This is a genomic window from Anatilimnocola floriformis (genome assembly GCF_024256385.1).
In the GTDB taxonomy this organism is placed as follows: domain Bacteria; phylum Planctomycetota; class Planctomycetia; order Pirellulales; family Pirellulaceae; genus Anatilimnocola; species Anatilimnocola floriformis.
In genome coordinates, this window is sequence record NZ_JAMLFW010000002.1 from 2,144,912 (window position 1) to 2,160,189 (window position 15,278).

Genomic DNA, 15,278 nt, shown 5'->3' on the forward strand with positions numbered 1-15,278 from the left:
TTGATCACGACTCCGCGGTTGCAGTGGGGCTTAGTCTGCGCACCATCTTTGCGCCGCACGCGGGTAGCGGCGCTCCAGGCAGCCCCACACGTCAGCCACGAGCGCGCAGTACCACATGGACGACCAAGCTTTGGAAGTCGCCGCCGCCGATCAATGGCACGCGAGCATCGCGCTGCGATTGGAAGAGCGCCGCGCCCAGGCTCAGCAAGCTCTCGATGAGCAGCGCGGCCGCATCAAGCAACTAGAATCGCAACTCGATCAAAGCCTCGAGATCCTCGCCGGCCAACTTCGCGAGCATTCGCAGCAGCACGATCAACTGACTCGCGATCAAGAACAGCAAGACACCGCCCAAGCCGAACTCGCCGCCGCTCGTCAGCAACTGCACGCCGATCAGCAACAGCTCAGCCGTCAGCGGCAAGAGTTCGAACAAGTCCAGATCCAAGCCGTCGCCGATCAGCAGCGCTTCACCGCCGATCTGCAGACCCGCACGCTCGATCATCACAATCGGCAAACCAAGCTCGCCGAGCAAGCGCGGCAGCTTTCGGACCAGCAGCAGTCCCTGGTTCAGCGCGAACAGGCCCTCAGCCACAAGCAGGCCGAGCTTGAACTTCAGCTCGATCAACTCGAACAACAACGGCTCGCGCTCGCCCAATCCGAACAGCAACTCGCCCAGCGCGTCGCGGCCTGCGAAGAACAGCAGTCTCGCCAGTTGAGCGATCAGCTAGAGCTGCAGCGCTCGCGCGAAGAACTCGCCCGCGAACAGCAGGCCCTCGCCGAAAAATCGCGCGACTCGCAAAAGCAACGGCGACACATCGCCCAGCAACTGCGAGCGCGAAAGAAAGAGCTGTCTGCCGAAGTCGAGCTGCACCGCAGCGAGATCCTCTCCAGCGCTCAAGGCCAGGAACTGCAACTGCAGATCCGGCTCACTGAACTGCAGGCTCGTTTCGAACGACTGCAGGAAGACCTGGTCGTTCGCGACACGCAACAAGAAGAGTTGCAACAAAAACTCGGTCAGCAACAGCCAGCCCTCGAACAAGCCCAGGCCGAAGCCCGCCGTCTGGCCGATTCGCTCCGCCAGGCCGAGATGCAACAGCAGGTGGCGCAAGGCGAATCGCAGCGTTATCGCGACATGCTCGCGCAAGAGCGCGAGACCGCCGATCGGCAGCGCGAGTCGCTCCGTCAGCAAGCTGCCCTCGCCAGCGAGAAGTCGCGCAACGAGTCGCAAGCCGAACTCGATCAACTCCGCACGCAACTGAGCCAGGCTGCTGCCCGACAGGCAACGCTCGAGCAAGAGATGTCGAGCGCGCAAGTCGCCGCCGAACAACGGCTCGATGATTTGCGGCAGGAACTCGCCCAGTCTGGCGCCGGTCAATCGGAAAATGCTCAGCGGCAATTCAAACAATGGGAAGACGAGCGTTCGCGCTTGCAACTTCGCCTCGACGAACAGATGCAAGAGCGCGCCGGCCTCGAAGCCGAACTCACTCAACTGCGCGACGAACGGAATCAGCATTCCAGCGATTCATCCTCGGCACAGAGCCAGTGGGATGCGGAACGCAATCGTTTGGAAGAGGAGCTGGCCGAAGCCCGCGAACGCGCCGCTTCAGCGAGCCAGCAGATCGTGGCTCCGAGCGAGCAAGTCGATGTCGAACCCCTCCACGAAGAAATCGAGCTGCTGAAAAAGGAAAAGCGGCAGCTCGAGCATGCCCTGACCATCGCCCAGCGCGAAGCCGATTCGGCTGGCAATCCGCAAGAGATCGACGATCTTCGCCGCCGCTTCGAGATGGCCGTGCAGGACGTTCGCGAGCTCAAAACCAAGAACGCTTCGCTCAACGAGCAACTCGCCAAAGCCAAGGCAGCCGGCGGCAAACCGGGAGCTGCTCCCGCGGCTGGCGGTGCGACCGACTGGGAAACCCGCAAGCAGCAAATGCTCGCCAAGCTGCAAGCCGAGTCGGACGACGAAGCCGACGAAAAGGCGCAGGCCGATCGGCTGACGATCGAGGGAACGATCCGCATGACGGATCAGATCGTTGCCGACAAGGAACGCGAGCTGATCGAGCTCCGCAAACTGCTCGAAGATCAATCGAGCAACATCGGCGGCTTGGCCGTTGGCGCCGCAGCCATCGCGAGCATGCTCGATGGCGACGAACTCATCAAGCAAGAGCGCGAGAATCTCAAGCAGTTGCAAGCCCAACTGCAAGAGCAACTCAAGCAAGCCGAAATCTCGCACTCCCTCGAGCGCGCCCGCCTCGGCCGCGAACGAACCGAGCTCGACGAAAAACTCCGCAACCTCGAGCAAGAAAAAACGAAGCTGCCGCCGAGCACCAAAGACGCCGGCCCTGCCGACAAAAAGAAATCCAGCAGCGGCGGCCGCTGGCTCTCGCGCCTCGGCTTACGCGATGGTGATGCGTAACTGGCGGAGTTAAATCACTAAGCGTTGCATTGCGTGCGTGCTTTGCGGCGCGCTGCCGGCCCAGGCTTGCAGGTAGTAGTCGACGACTTCCAGCACTTCTTCTTTTTGCTTGCCCCAGTGCAGATAAAGGCCACGGAGTGGCGCGACGCGGGTCAGCTTTTCATCGGGGAAGAGAAGCACGCCGTGGCGGCGGATTTCATAAGAGCGGATCGCCGTCCAGTTGATGCGGCGCTCGAAGCCGAGGCAGCGCTCTTTGATGCCGGTCGCGCTGAGTGTCACTTGTACGGGGAGCCAGTTGCGCCAGATCACGGCGTAGCCGATGATGGCGACAATCACGCCGCTCCACCATTGTTCGAAACGCCACGAGATCAGCAGGCCTGCGAGCAGCGGCACGACCATCGCGACCCACGCGCCGAGCCGGCGATCGCGCAGCGGAAAGTGCCAGAGATGTACTTCCTCGGGCGCGACGCGAATGTGCAAGCTGACGCTTTTTTCCAGCATGGACGGCTCGCTAGTTGTTGGGCGGCAACGGCAGTGGTGCTGGGCTGTTCGGCGCTAGGCTATCCGTCGCCGGATTGGGAAACGTCGCCGGCGGCAACGGCTCGGGAACGTTGATCGTCGGCGTTGGCGTCTGGAAAGTAGGATTCAGCGCGGGCGGTACGAGCGACGGCGGGGCCGGCTGTTGTTCGATCAGCGATTGCATGAGCGCGGGAACCGCGGCGGCCGCATCGGGACCGATGCGACCCAGCGTGCGAACGGCGACCTTGCGAACTTCCGGATCGGCATCGTTGAGGAGCACGATCAAGTCGTTCACGGCGGGCTTGGCATCGGAACCCATCCGCGCGAGGACTTCGGCGGCTTGCTTCTTCATTTCCGAATCAGGACTGCGGAGCGCTTGCTGCAAATAAGGAATCGCCGGCGCACCAATCCGGCCGAGAGCATCGGCGGCGGCTTCCTTTTCGCTCCACTCTTCGTAGGGCTTGATGATGGCCACCGCGGGACGCTCGACGCGAACCACCGGAGCGACCGCGCTGACGTGAGCCACCTGGCCATTATTCAGCCCGTCGTAATTGGCCCGCTGCACCACAAACGGCGAATCGCCAATCGGTGAACGAACCGGTTTGGGAGTCGGGTAAGGATCGTAGCCGCAGCCGGCAAGCGCCAGCGCCGAGCCAACCAGCAAAGTTAAATTCCAGCGACGATTCATATCCGTTCTCCACAACGTTTTTTCGTAACCTTCAGCATTGCCGCTCTCCCGGGCAAAGTCCACTGCATTTCGGATGCCGCTAGCAGCCGACTAAGATTTCCTGCAGCTGGCCAATCCGCACAATCAGCACAACCGGCAAAGTGGAAAACCGCCATGGGCGACATCAAGAGTCCCACGCTCCTCTATTTCAAAGGAGCTCTGTTCGTGTTGCTCGGCCTCGTGGCGGTGACGGCCATCTTGCTGAAGTATCCCGACCTCACCTTGGCCGCTCTGCTCGCGATCGCCATTTGGTCGTTCTGCCGAGCGTATTACTTCGCCTTCTATGTCATCCAGCACTACGTCGATCCGGAGTTTCGCTTCGCGGGGTTGCTGGCGTTTGCGCAGTACTTGGTGCGGCGAAAGGGCGATCGCTGAGCTGAATTTGCGGCCGACTGTCGCGTGGTAGAATTTCTCGCATGAAGACAACTCCGGAAATCTTTAATGGCGAGATTGTCGGGGCAGCGCCCAATGGTGGGCGGATAGTTCGTTTGGCCAATGGACAACTCGTTACGGCAGTTCTCATGCGCACCCGTCGATTTGGTTGCCTGTTCGGGGATCAAGTCGGTTGGAAGGTTAAAGTTGCCCTGCGGGATCAAACTAAAGCAACAATCGTCGAGCTGATGCCACCAATCGGCTGACATTCTCCAGAAGCGAAAACGTGGAAAAAGATCGAGGCAGATGCTCCGGTCGCGAAAGTTGTGGATTGTTGCGGCCGCCGTGCAAAGTTGTTGAGGCGGGGATGGCCAACGCTTCTGGACTTGCGAATCGCAAAACCGCAGCAAGTCATTTCACATAAATTACTTGCATCACACCCAAGCTACGCAAGTGCCGAGTCACGCGTACAGTCGGTGTTGTACGAATACGTCAAATCAGGGGTCGTTTTCCGTCGCAAAGCTATTCCAGGCCAAGAGTTGCGACGATTTCAGTTTTCGCGCACAAGTGTTGTGAACTTGCCCCCCAAAAAAAATCGCAGGGCCCGGACCTAAGTTGTCCACCGCCTCGCGATTATTTGAGTATCAAGCAGTTGACGTCGATATGGAATTGTGTACAGTATCCGCATGTCCACTATCGAGTCGCTTCCACGACGGAAGCCGGGCTGTTGCAAGTCGCCCGCCGCTTCCCCATAAAGGAGAATTCCGATGGTTGCTGGTGAAAAGGTGAATGGTCGCATGGCGAAAAAAGATAAGGCTTCGAAAGATAGCGGCAAGGCCAAGCTGGCCGCGCTGATCGAGGGGAATGAGGTTCTCAAGACGACGCTTCAGCAAATCGAAAAGCAGTTCGGCGACGGCTCGATCATGCCGCTCGGTGGCGAGCGGACGCTGGAGATTCAGGGTGTGCCGACGGGCAGCTTGGCTCTGGATGTGGCCCTCGGCGGCCAAGGGATTCCGCGCGGCCGGATCATCGAGATCTTTGGCCCAGAATCGAGTGGTAAAACGACGCTGGCTCTGCACACCATTGCCGAAGCTCAGAAAAAAGACGGCGTGTGCGCCCTGATCGATGCGGAACATGCGTTTGACCCGACCTGGGGCAAAAAGCTGGGTGTGCAGCTCGATACGCTGCTCGTCAGCCAGCCGACCAGCGGCGAAGAAGCGATGCAAATCGTCGAAATGCTGGTGAAGTCGAATGCGGTCGACGTGATCGTGATCGACTCGGTCGCGGCCCTCGTGCCTCGCGCCGAACTCGAAGGGGACATCGGCGATTCGCACGTCGGTTTGCAGGCTCGCTTGATGAGCCAATCGATGCGAAAGTTGACTGGTGTCATCGCCAAGAGCAAGACGGCGGTGATCTTCATCAATCAGATCCGCGAAAAGATCGGCGTGACCTACGGCAGTCCTGAAACGACTCCCGGTGGTCGGGCGCTCAAGTTCTACTGCTCCTGCCGCATCGATGTTCGCCGCGTCACACAGATCAAAGAAGGTGAAGACGTGGTCGGCCAGCGCGTGCGGGCCAAGATCGTGAAGAACAAGGTGGCGCCGCCCTTCCGCGTGGCCGAGTTCGACATGATGCACACCAACGGCATCAGCTTCGAAGGTGATATTCTCGACATGGGTGTGGAACAGAAGATTCTGGTCCGCAGCGGCTCGTGGTTTAAGTACAACGACGCCTATATCGGGCAAGGGAAGGAAAAAGCCCGCGCCTACCTGGCCGAGAACACCGCGATTCGTGACGAGATTCGTGATAAGATTCTGGCATCGGGCGTCGGTGGTAAGGAAGTCACCCCGGAGGCCGGCGAAGAAGACGAAGGCAGCGCCGACGAGTAATGTAGGACGGACCACTGGTCCGTCTGAGTTGGTGATTCGCCGCACGGTGGCGAGTACACTAACGAAGAAGGGCTCCACGATGGTTCGCTATCTTCAAATCGGGTTACTCGCCATCGGCTGTTTGTTTGCAAACAGCCTAGGTAACCCGCTGCTCGCACAAGAACCGAGCGGCTTGTCTGCAGCCGCCGCGATGGAATCGCTCCTCGTCGAAGCCATCGCCAAAGCGGAAAAATCCGTGGTCGCGGTGGCGCGACTTCGCAAATCGACCGACTCTTCCCCTTCCGCCGATTTGCTGGAAGGACTCGGGCCCGAAGGGGCTGATCTGCTGAGCGATCCAACTCGGCCTGACTTTGTGCCGCACGATTTTGGTTCCGGCATTGTCATCGATAGTCGCGGCCTGATCCTGACGACCTATCATGTCGTCGGTGATATTCCGAATTCTCGCCATCTAGTTTGGATCGGCAAAAAGCCGTACCCAGCGACCGTCAAAGCGGCCGATCCCTGGCTGGACCTCGCCGTGCTGAAGATCGAAGCCAGCGATCTCACGCCGCTGACTTTCGGCGATGCCAAGAGTTTGAAGAAGGGCCAAATCGCGATCGCCCTCGGCAATCCTTACGCGATTGCCCGCGATGGCGAACCGAGCGCGACTTGGGGCATCATCGCCAACCTGGCCCGGCCCGCACCACCTGCGTCGGATCGCGCCGGCGGCAGCAGCGAAGGCCGCGTGACATTGCATCACTACGGCAACTTGATTCAAACCGACGCTCGCCTCGAACTCGGCTGCAGCGGTGGCGCGCTAGTCAATCTCAAGGGAGAACTGATCGGCATCACCACTTCGCTCGCAGCGCTCGCCGGCTATGAGAAGAGCGGCGGCTTTGCGATTCCCGTGAACGAAGATTTTCGCCGAGCGCTGGACACGCTCAAAACAGGCCGCGTGCCGGAGTATGGTTTCCTCGGCGTGGCGCCGACGTTTCTCAATGCCGATGAACGGCGGCAAGGCCGCTTCGGCGCCCGCTTGCTCGATGTCGTTCCGGCGACTCCTGCCGCAAAATCGGGTTTGCAGGCCGGCGATGTCATCACGCATGTCGAGGGGGAGGCAATCAGCGACGAGTTGCAACTCATTCGTCGCTTGAGCGGCCTCGCTGCCGATACCACGGTCTCGCTCACACTCGAGCGCGGCGGTGGCGCGAACCGTCGCGGCAAAGTGATGACCTCGAAAGTTACGCTCTCGAAGAAGCGTGTCGAAGGGCCGCGGCCAGCATTTGCCGAAGTTGCCGATCCCGTTTGGCGTGGCATGAAAGTGGAATACGCCACGGCAACGAATCAGTTTCGCGATCACAGCCGCGATCTCGATCCCGAGGGTTGCCTCGCGGTCGTGGATGTGGAAAAAGACTCTGCCGCTTGGAAGGCTGGCTTTCGTCCGGGCGATTTCATCAGCCATGTCGGCAAGCTGCGCGTCGCCACGCCGAAGCAGTTTCAGCAGGCCACGGCAGACCTGCGCGGCAACGTTTCGCTGAAGCTCAGCGGCGTGCTGAATGGTAGCGACACTCGCACGGTCGCTGCCGAGTGATGCCGCGCAAGCCTACGATCATCGTCCTCAGCGCCATCGTTGTCCTGACCGTTATTCTGCGCGGCTGGCAATTGGGCGAGAGTTTGTGGCTTGATGAGTTGCACACTTCCTGGACCGTCAGTGGTTCGCTCAGCGATGTCGCCCAGCGCGCGGCCGTAGGCAATCAATCGCCCGTTTACTTTTGGCTGACTTGGTTCTCCGCGAGATTGCCGCTTCCTGGCGAAATTGCATTGCGACTGCCGAGCATGCTTGCCGGCTGCGCACTGCCTGTCGCGGTCTTCTGGCTCTGTAAAAAGTTGTTGCCGAAGAAAGGGAGTGAGTCGGCTGACGACACCGTACCGTTGCTGGCGGCAGCGCTGGTGGCCATCGCTCCTCGGGCGATCTTCTATTCGCAGGAAGCCCGGCCCTATGCGATCCTGATGCTCGTCGCGGCGCTGCACTACGGCGTTTTGCTGAAGGGCCTCGAGCGAGCGACATGGCAGATGCGAACCTACTGGGTGATTACGGGTGCGCTGCTGGTGCATTTGCATTACACGGGCGGGCTGATACTGCTGGCCGAATTGGTTGCACTCCTACTGCTCGCCATCAGCGACGTCCGCCAGCGTTCTCCCTCGGGCGCGGATTGTTCGCCATTCAAGATGTGCACGAACTGCCTGGTCGATATCGGGGCATTGGTGGTGTTGCTCCTCCCCGCTATTCCCGGCATGCTCGCTGTTTCCGCGCGGCGAGAAAACTGGAGCCACTTTGTCGAGCCGCAGCCATGGGAAGCGATCCTGCTGTTGTTTCCTTGGACGACGGCGGTCGTGGTTCTCATCGTGCTCAAATGGTGGCGACCGGTCCTGCAACAGCCAAGCCTGATCCTGCTGGCGTGCTGGATTTTCGTGCCGCAGATCACGGCCTGGCTGACTACGCAGGTTGATGTCGCGCGGCTGTTTCATTCGCGGTATTTGATCGCAGTGATGCCGGCGACTTTGATCGCGGCTGCCCTGTGCGTGCGACTTTGCGGCAACGCGGCGACACAATCGATTGCGGCGGGCATCATTCTCGCCATTGCTTTTGCTACCAGCGGCATCATGCACAACTGGCGGCAGGATGGCAAAGTCTTGCACGATCGGCGCGAAGATTGGCGCGGAGCCGTCGCGGCATTGAACGACAAACTGAAGAACGACTCCGCGACCAATCCGCCAATTCTCGTGCGCAGCGGTCTGATCGAAGCCGATGCGCTACGTGACAACGGCGAACCATTTTTCCGCGACTACTGTCTCTGTCCGGTGAAAGGAATCTATCGGCTGAACTCGGATAATCTCATTCCGCTGACAACCGATGAGCCAGGACTGCTACAGGCGGAGTTGAGCGAACGGTTGCGGAGTGAAGATAGTCTGTGGCTGTTAGTGCGCACCTCGCAAGCAAGCGTGCGAGAACAATTGCTGAAGGACTTGAAAAAGTCGCTCGGAGTCGAGATCGAAGCGAGTGAACCACAGTTCTTTGGCAACCTGTATTTGCAGCAGATCAAGCTGCGGCAGTTACCGGTCCGGCGCTGATCTGACGACAACGGTTGCCGAGCCTTCGTTGTCGGCGAGCTTGGCTGGCGAATCGTTCAGACACAGATAGAGCGTGCCGCTTTTTAGCGGCTTGATGCGGCCGGCCGAGCCGATGACATCGGGTTGCGACAGCGGCGTGACCATCGTGTCATTGTGCTTCGGATCGCTGACCGCAGCCAGCAGAATGCCAAGCGGCTGATGCTGGTGGTACTCGAGCGTAATGCCGTTCGGCTCGCAGACCCACGGCTTGGGTTCGCGAGCGAGCGTGTAGCGACCGGTGGCGGTCAGTTCATAAGTCTGGCCCGCTTCCACCAGAATGCCCGTCGATTGCCAGGCTCGATCGGCCACCACCGTGACAGTCGTCGGCTCGGTCAGAGGCTGAGCTGGCTTGCGGACGGTGGCGGCTCGCGCCACGTCATAGCCGTATTCGAGGTTGATCACGTACAGCTGCCAGTCCTCCACGATTTGCGGCCAATTGGCGTGCAACTCCTTGAAGAACATCCGCGTAAAGTTGTAGGTACTGTCGGCTGTCTTTTTGCGAAGATCCTGAAAAGGAGCCGTCGTTTGCGGATGCGCATTGAGAAAGGTCGTCGCGGCCCAGCACCAACCGTAGGCTTCGTTTTTGAGATGAGCCTGCGCATCGTAAGTCAGGATGCCGGAGAGAGTCATACCGCGATTGGCGGCAAACTCATCCCGAACGATTTTCACCCGGCCCCAGTACGGCACCTGCGTTTTGTCGGGCGGGTTGTATCCCAGCACCAGTCGCTGGCCGTCCCACAAATGCGTGCCGAGGAGCTCGGCCATCCCTTCGCTGTACCACGGCGGACCGGCGCCGCCGAGATGATGACTCATGAAGGCATGCGTTCCTTCGTGCAGCAGAAGATGGCGGCGGTAGTAATCGCTGGGCTGATCGAAGAGCCAGAACTGGGCTCCCGTCTGATAGCCGTTGGGAAAATCGGGCACGTCGCTGCCGTAGAGGCCGGCACCTTGAAACCGCTCTTTGCTCACCATCACGCAGCCGACCATTTTCCAGTTGGCGAGCTTGGCCTGGTCGATCGAAAAATACTTCCCCCACTCGACGACGGCGGCATCGAAGATCGTCGGCAGGTTTTTGATGTCCTCGACTTTTTCCGGCACATCGGTGTAGAGAATCAAATGCTTGCCGGTCAGTTTACGAATACCAGCCGCGGCAATCTTGCCGTCGTCGAGTTGCGGCAGCGGATACTCGCGAGGCACGCCGCGATCGGTGATCTCGGGCACAGCGGGCGCGGGAACGGCGAGTTCTTGCGGCGTGAGTGCATTCTTCCGCTGAGCGAACTCGTTCGTTGGTTGCTCTTCGGTGGGCTGCTGCGGAACAACTTTTGGCGGCAGCGCAGCCTTCTTAGTAGGCGCTACTGGTTTGGGCTGCGTAGTTTGTTTCGTCGACTTCGCGACGAGTTTTTTCGACTGCTTCGCCACGGGTTGATTGGCGGGAGCACAGCCAGTGCAAAGGGCAAGGCCGCAGCTCAAAACGATGCCGATGAAAAGGTGCTTACCGAAATCCATGCCGCGGCCCGCCTGTGTGAGATGTCCCTGGCGTTTATTATAGGACAAACGCGGGAAAGTCGGCGCACGAAAAAAGCGACTTGTCCGGAAGAGGTGGGACAAGTCGCCGGGATGTTGAACGAGAGTCTCGCCCCTGCCGTTGTGGGCAGGGGTTCAACGACTTCTCCCACTAGACCGCAGGCGCGAGGGTGGTGGCGGTTGGTTAGCGACGGTCGCCTTCAGCTTTAGGGCGGTCACCGTCACGAGCACCTTCGCGCGGCCGATCTCCACCCTCACGAGGCCGATCACCTTCGCGGCGAGGTTCGGCGCGGAGATCGCCATCACCAGGACGACGCACGTTAGCGCCGCTAGCCCCCTTGAGGCGAGCTACTTCGGCACGGAGTTCTGCCATTTCCGCTCGCAGTTGGCGGATGATCGCGAGTAGTTCGGCATTGTCGCCAGTCGCTGGACGAGCACCTTCGCGAGTTAGTTCTCGCGGCCGATCGCCGTCACGGGCTCCTTCGCGCGGAGCACCTTCAGCACGGTTCGGATCTGGCTTGCGGGCTTCAGGGCGGCGTTCGCCATCGCGGGGGGCGCCTTCGGTGCGGGGGCGATCGCCGTCACGGCGAACCTCGCCTTCGCGTGGCTTGTCACCATCACGACGGACTTCTGCACCTTCCCGAGGACGATCACCATCACGACGCACTTCCCCATCGCGACGTTCTCCTTCACGGCGAGTTTCGGTCCGTGGAGTATCCTTCGCACCTGCCTTTGGCGCGTCATCGTCGGCTTGCGCCGGCGATGTGGCATAGATCGCGGCCAGCAAGGCCAGCGACAAGCTGCCGAGCAGCACGCCGGCGGGGACGAACGACGCTGGTCGTTCGCTGGAAATTCCGAGCACACAACGGACGCGATGGAGCAGAGTCATTTTGCCTTCTCCGAAAAAGCCCGTTGCTAGCGCCGGTCGCCCGCCGACCAGCGCCCACCGGGCCGTGAATTCCAATGCTTCGGCGTAGTCGAGCCGCAGACCGGTCGCCGACACAGCCAGTTCATCGCAGCACAGTTCGCGTTCCCGCCGCAGCCGCGCCGACAGCCACCAAATGGCCGGATGATAAAAGAGAAACGCTTCCGCGATTCGCTGCAAAAAGTTCACCCACAAATCGCACCGCCGCAGATGCGCCAGCTCGTGAGCGACGACGGCTTCGAGCAGATTGGGCGGCAACTCAAGCAACCAAGCCGCTGGCAGCAGCACGACCGGCTTGAAGAAGCCCACCGCGATAGCTTGCGAAACATGTTCGCTGGCGAAGACAACTTGCTTCACCGAATAACGCAATCGCCAGCTGACGCGCGACAGACTCGCGGCAATCTCATCAGGCAACCGCGCGCGACGGCGCATCAAGGTTTGCGTCGCCAGCCAACCTAGCAACAGCCGCAAACTGAGCAGCACGCTCCCCAGTAACCAAGTGCAGAACAGCAAGGGCTGAAGAATGATCCACCAGGAAACACTCGACGATGCTTCGGTTACTTCGACGACTTCCGCAGTCCAAGCTTCCGAGAACAACGGCGTGGCGGCAGCGCGAGAATTGCTTTGCCAACCGATCGCCATCCAGGTGAAGACCACCATGGTGAGCATCAAAATCAGCGCCGACAGCGACAGTGCGTAGCGGACGTTTGCGCTGCGTGGCCGGAGGACTTCGACGATCACGGCGAGGACTGCGGCGATGAGAAAGCCTTGCCACACGAAATGAGCGAGCGTCCAAGTCAACCGCTGCGCCAGCGGATGGGAGAGGAGTTCGATGGCAGTCATGATCGCCTCGCTACAGAACGGAGATTATTGCCGGCCTTGCTGCTTGTATTGTTGAATCGCTTTGCGAATCTCATCGAGCTCGCCCGAATCGGGCCGCGATTGATCGAGCAGATGCGCCACCAACTGACTGGCCGAACCCTCAAAGGCTCGCCCTAGCAAATCGGCGACCATGCCGCCCAGAGTTTCCTCGCGCTCGCACGCCGGAGCATAGACAAACGCCCGCCCCTCTTCGCGCCGCACGAGCTGCCCCTTGTCGGCCATCACGTTCATCAGACTCATCACCGACGTATAGGCTCGCGGCCGAACGGTGTTGAGTTCTTCGAGCACGTCGCGCACCGTACTCGGTCCGCGCTGCCAAAGAACTTTCAGCACTTCAAGCTCGGCAGACGTCGGATGTTCTTCTTTGGGCCTGGCCATGCGGGGATTCTACTGGTTTGGCCGTAGATGTCAACTGTTTTTGCCGTAGATAAAAATCGTCGAACGCTCTGCGGTCGATGAAGGGAGGTAAACTCCGCAACGAGCGCAGGAATAAGCGTCAGCGAAATTCCGCCCCTCACCCGAACCCTCACCCCGGAGTACCGAGGAGAGGGAGTTAGGAATGAAGGCATCTTAAAATTTCGCAATCGTGACCCAGGTTAGGCTTTTGCCGACTTCGAGGGTTTCTTTTCTTTCGAGCAAACCGCTCTTGGGTCCGACTGCGTAGAGAGCCAGTTTGCCGTTGCCTTCGCCGGCGCTGAGGAGCCAGTTGCCGCTGGGGGAGAGGGCGAAGGAGCGAGGTGTTTTTTCGGTCGGCGTTTGGCCGAGGGGCGTGAGGTTGACGGCGGCGGCGTCGAAGCGGAAGCCGGCGAGGCTGTCGTGGCCGCGGTTCGAGACCCAGATGAATTCGCCGCTGGGATGGACGTGCACATCGGCGGTCGAATTCTTGCCGGTGAAATCAGCGGGCAATGTCGAGATGGTCTGCACCGGCTTGAGGCCTTTCTCCCCGTCAAAGGCGTAGAGCGTGACGCTGCTGCCGGTTTCATTGGAGCTGAAGGCGAACTTTTGCGAAGGGTGAATCGCGAGGTGCCGCGGGCCGGCTTTTTCCTGACCGCCGGCGGCCATGCTTTGCTGCGTGAGCTTGCCGGTTTGGGCGTCGAACTGAAATTGAAAGATGCCGTTAGGTTGCACGTGTGGCACGAAGAGCCATTTTTGATCGGCGGAGAGAACGGCGGCGTGTGCGGTGTTAGCCGTGGCGATGGTTTGCAACGGCTGATCGCCGAGCAGGCCGTTCTTGGCGATCGAGTGGACGGTGACTCGGCCACCGGAGTAAGAAGCTGCGAGGAGGAAGTTGCAGTTCTGATCGGCGGCGACGTAGGCCGCGTTAGCGCTGCTCTGGAGTTTGGTCCGATTCACCTCGGTTAATTTTCCTGCGTCACCAATTTTGAACGAACCAATCTCGGCGTGCGTACGAAGAGAAGCGAATAACAGTTTCGCGCCCGGATGCACGAAGAGTGACCCGGGCGCGGCGCTCACATTCGTACGCGAAACTTCCTGCAGCTTGCCGGTCTCTTCATCAAGGTGATAGAGCACGATCGCCTGCGAGCCGGCGTCAGAAACGTAGACGCACGTTTCGGCGCCGCGCGCAACGCAAGCGAAGAGGGCGAGCCAGGAAAGCAACAGCGGCAGGATCGCACGTACAGTCATGGAGGTTCTCACATTCAGGAGTAATGAGTCGCGATGTGAATTGTCCGGCAGCCGACATTACATCGCAACAATGTTCGCTAGCAAACGGTTGCATTGCTCTGGACGATCAACTCGATCTGTATACAATCGCATGAGTCCGGGCGATGCAAGGAGGTCACATGCAGTGCAAATGGGCCCTTCGATGGGCTGCCCTTCAGTGGGCGAGGCGGGCAGTGCTTGTCGCGCTGGTAGTGTTTGCAGGAAGCTTCTCTCTTCCAAACTGTTGTTTTGCCGTTGATCCTTCGCCAGTGAATATGACTGAGCGAGCCATTGCGAATGTCTTGGGTTTGCCGCAGGGAGCAATGGCCGGCGGCGGCACCTTGATGGTGTGCGGCGGCGGGGCGTTGCCCGAAGAAGTCTACGACGAGTTCGTCAGACTCGCCGGCGGACCGAAGAGCCGATTGGTGCTCATTCCCTCGGCTCATCCTTACGAGAGCGCCGAAGAAATGCGAGCGCGTTTCAACGGCTGGCTCGATTATCCGACGGCTTCGTTTCACTTCCTCGATGCGGCGACGCGTGAAGAAGCGGAGTCCGAAGAATTTGCCAAGCCACTCGCCGACGCCACGGGCGTGTGGATGAGCGGCGGAGCGCAAGGCCGTCTGGCCGATCTGTATAAAGGGACGCGCGTCGAAGCGTACCTGCAAAAGATGCTGGAGCGCGGCGGCGTGATTGGTGGCACGAGCGCGGGCGCGGCCATCATGTCGCAAACGATGATTCGCTACGGCACGAGTCGCGAAGCCGTGCTCGACAACGGCTTTGGTTTGCTCTCGGGCGCGGTCGTCGATCAGCACTTTACCGAGCGAGCCCGGCACACCCGGTTGCTGGGGGCGCTGCGAGAAAATCCGCAGAAGATCGGCCTCGGCGTGGATGAGCAAACCGCGCTCATCATCCAAGCCAATAAGGTTCGCGTGCTGGGACAGAACCGCGCGACGCTGATCATGCCGGCGCCGAATCGCACGATGTCGCTGTATCTGCTTGGCAGTGGTGAAGGAGCCGAGTTCGTGCGGCGGGATGAAGAAGCCGATTCGCCGTTGAGTTTGCTGCTGAGTGACTTGGCGAAGAAGTAAGCTTGGGGACGTTGGCTGATTCTCGCCGGCAGGGAAACGTAGTCCGAAGCCATGCTTCGGACGAATCGCAAACGTCGCCCGAGTGATGTTGTCCCTCATTCGAAGCATGGCTTCGAACTACGGGATCCTG

General features: G+C 60.1%; 13 protein-coding genes. 7 read left to right on the forward strand and 6 right to left on the reverse strand.

From position 1 onward, the window contains the following. Nucleotides 1–115 precede the first annotated feature (115 nt). Nucleotides 116–2,410, forward strand: a complete 2,295-nt coding sequence (locus M9Q49_RS33085) for a hypothetical protein (protein WP_254513586.1) — start codon at nucleotides 116–118, stop codon at nucleotides 2,408–2,410. Nucleotides 2,411–2,419: 9 nt separating this feature from the next. Here the strand turns inward: M9Q49_RS33085 and M9Q49_RS33090 are convergent, their stop codons facing one another. Further along, on the reverse strand, nucleotides 2,420–2,911 hold the full coding sequence (locus tag M9Q49_RS33090; protein ID WP_254513587.1) for a hypothetical protein: 492 nt from the start codon (nucleotides 2,909–2,911) through the stop codon (nucleotides 2,420–2,422). Nucleotides 2,912–2,921: 10 nt separating this feature from the next. Continuing rightward, the gene (locus M9Q49_RS33095; protein ID WP_254513588.1) at nucleotides 2,922–3,617 is read right to left on the reverse strand and encodes a HEAT repeat domain-containing protein; all 696 of its coding nucleotides are present in this window, start codon (nucleotides 3,615–3,617) and stop codon (nucleotides 2,922–2,924) included. 153 nt (nucleotides 3,618–3,770) lie between these two features. Here M9Q49_RS33095 and M9Q49_RS33100 point away from each other — a divergent pair, with 153 nt between their 5' ends. The 5 genes from M9Q49_RS33100 (at nucleotide 3,771) to M9Q49_RS33120 (ending at nucleotide 9,028) form a co-directional block, all read left to right on the forward strand. Further along, nucleotides 3,771–4,031, forward strand: coding sequence for a hypothetical protein (locus M9Q49_RS33100; RefSeq protein WP_254513589.1), 261 nt, complete (start codon nucleotides 3,771–3,773; stop codon nucleotides 4,029–4,031). A 41-nt stretch (nucleotides 4,032–4,072) separates the two neighbouring features. Then, complete coding sequence (locus M9Q49_RS33105; protein ID WP_254513590.1) at nucleotides 4,073–4,294, forward strand: hypothetical protein; 222 nt, start codon at nucleotides 4,073–4,075, stop codon at nucleotides 4,292–4,294. A 531-nt stretch (nucleotides 4,295–4,825) separates the two neighbouring features. Then, nucleotides 4,826–5,917 (forward strand): recombinase RecA, encoded by a 1,092-nt coding sequence (gene recA / locus M9Q49_RS33110; protein WP_254513647.1) that lies wholly within the window; start codon nucleotides 4,826–4,828, stop codon nucleotides 5,915–5,917. Between the two features lie 79 nt (nucleotides 5,918–5,996). Beyond that, nucleotides 5,997–7,487: a trypsin-like peptidase domain-containing protein gene (locus tag M9Q49_RS33115; protein WP_254513591.1), complete on the forward strand. Its 1,491-nt coding sequence runs from the start codon at nucleotides 5,997–5,999 to the stop codon at nucleotides 7,485–7,487. Then, nucleotides 7,487–9,028, forward strand: coding sequence for a glycosyltransferase family 39 protein (locus M9Q49_RS33120; protein ID WP_254513592.1), 1,542 nt, complete (start codon nucleotides 7,487–7,489; stop codon nucleotides 9,026–9,028). The genes M9Q49_RS33115 and M9Q49_RS33120 overlap by 1 nt, the downstream gene beginning before the upstream one ends. Here M9Q49_RS33120 and M9Q49_RS33125 read toward each other — a convergent pair. From M9Q49_RS33125 to M9Q49_RS33140, 4 genes are all read right to left on the reverse strand, one after another. Next, nucleotides 9,011–10,573 carry a hypothetical protein gene (locus M9Q49_RS33125; protein ID WP_254513593.1) on the reverse strand — a complete coding sequence of 521 codons (1,563 nt, stop codon included), beginning with the start codon at nucleotides 10,571–10,573 and terminating at the stop codon, nucleotides 9,011–9,013. The two genes, M9Q49_RS33120 and M9Q49_RS33125, sit on opposite strands and share 18 nt — an antisense overlap. Nucleotides 10,574–10,775: 202 nt before the next feature. Then, on the reverse strand, nucleotides 10,776–12,359 hold the full coding sequence (locus tag M9Q49_RS33130) for a M56 family metallopeptidase (protein ID WP_254513594.1): 1,584 nt from the start codon (nucleotides 12,357–12,359) through the stop codon (nucleotides 10,776–10,778). Nucleotides 12,360–12,383: 24 nt separating this feature from the next. Continuing rightward, nucleotides 12,384–12,776 (reverse strand): BlaI/MecI/CopY family transcriptional regulator, encoded by a 393-nt coding sequence (locus M9Q49_RS33135; protein WP_254513595.1) that lies wholly within the window; start codon nucleotides 12,774–12,776, stop codon nucleotides 12,384–12,386. A gap of 192 nt (nucleotides 12,777–12,968) precedes the next feature. Further along, nucleotides 12,969–14,042: a lactonase family protein gene (locus M9Q49_RS33140; RefSeq protein WP_254513596.1), complete on the reverse strand. Its 1,074-nt coding sequence runs from the start codon at nucleotides 14,040–14,042 to the stop codon at nucleotides 12,969–12,971. 293 nt (nucleotides 14,043–14,335) lie between these two features. Here M9Q49_RS33140 and M9Q49_RS33145 point away from each other — a divergent pair, with 293 nt between their 5' ends. Further along, the gene (locus M9Q49_RS33145; RefSeq protein ID WP_254513597.1) at nucleotides 14,336–15,148 is read left to right on the forward strand and encodes a cyanophycinase; all 813 of its coding nucleotides are present in this window, start codon (nucleotides 14,336–14,338) and stop codon (nucleotides 15,146–15,148) included. Nucleotides 15,149–15,278: the final 130 nt, after the last annotated feature.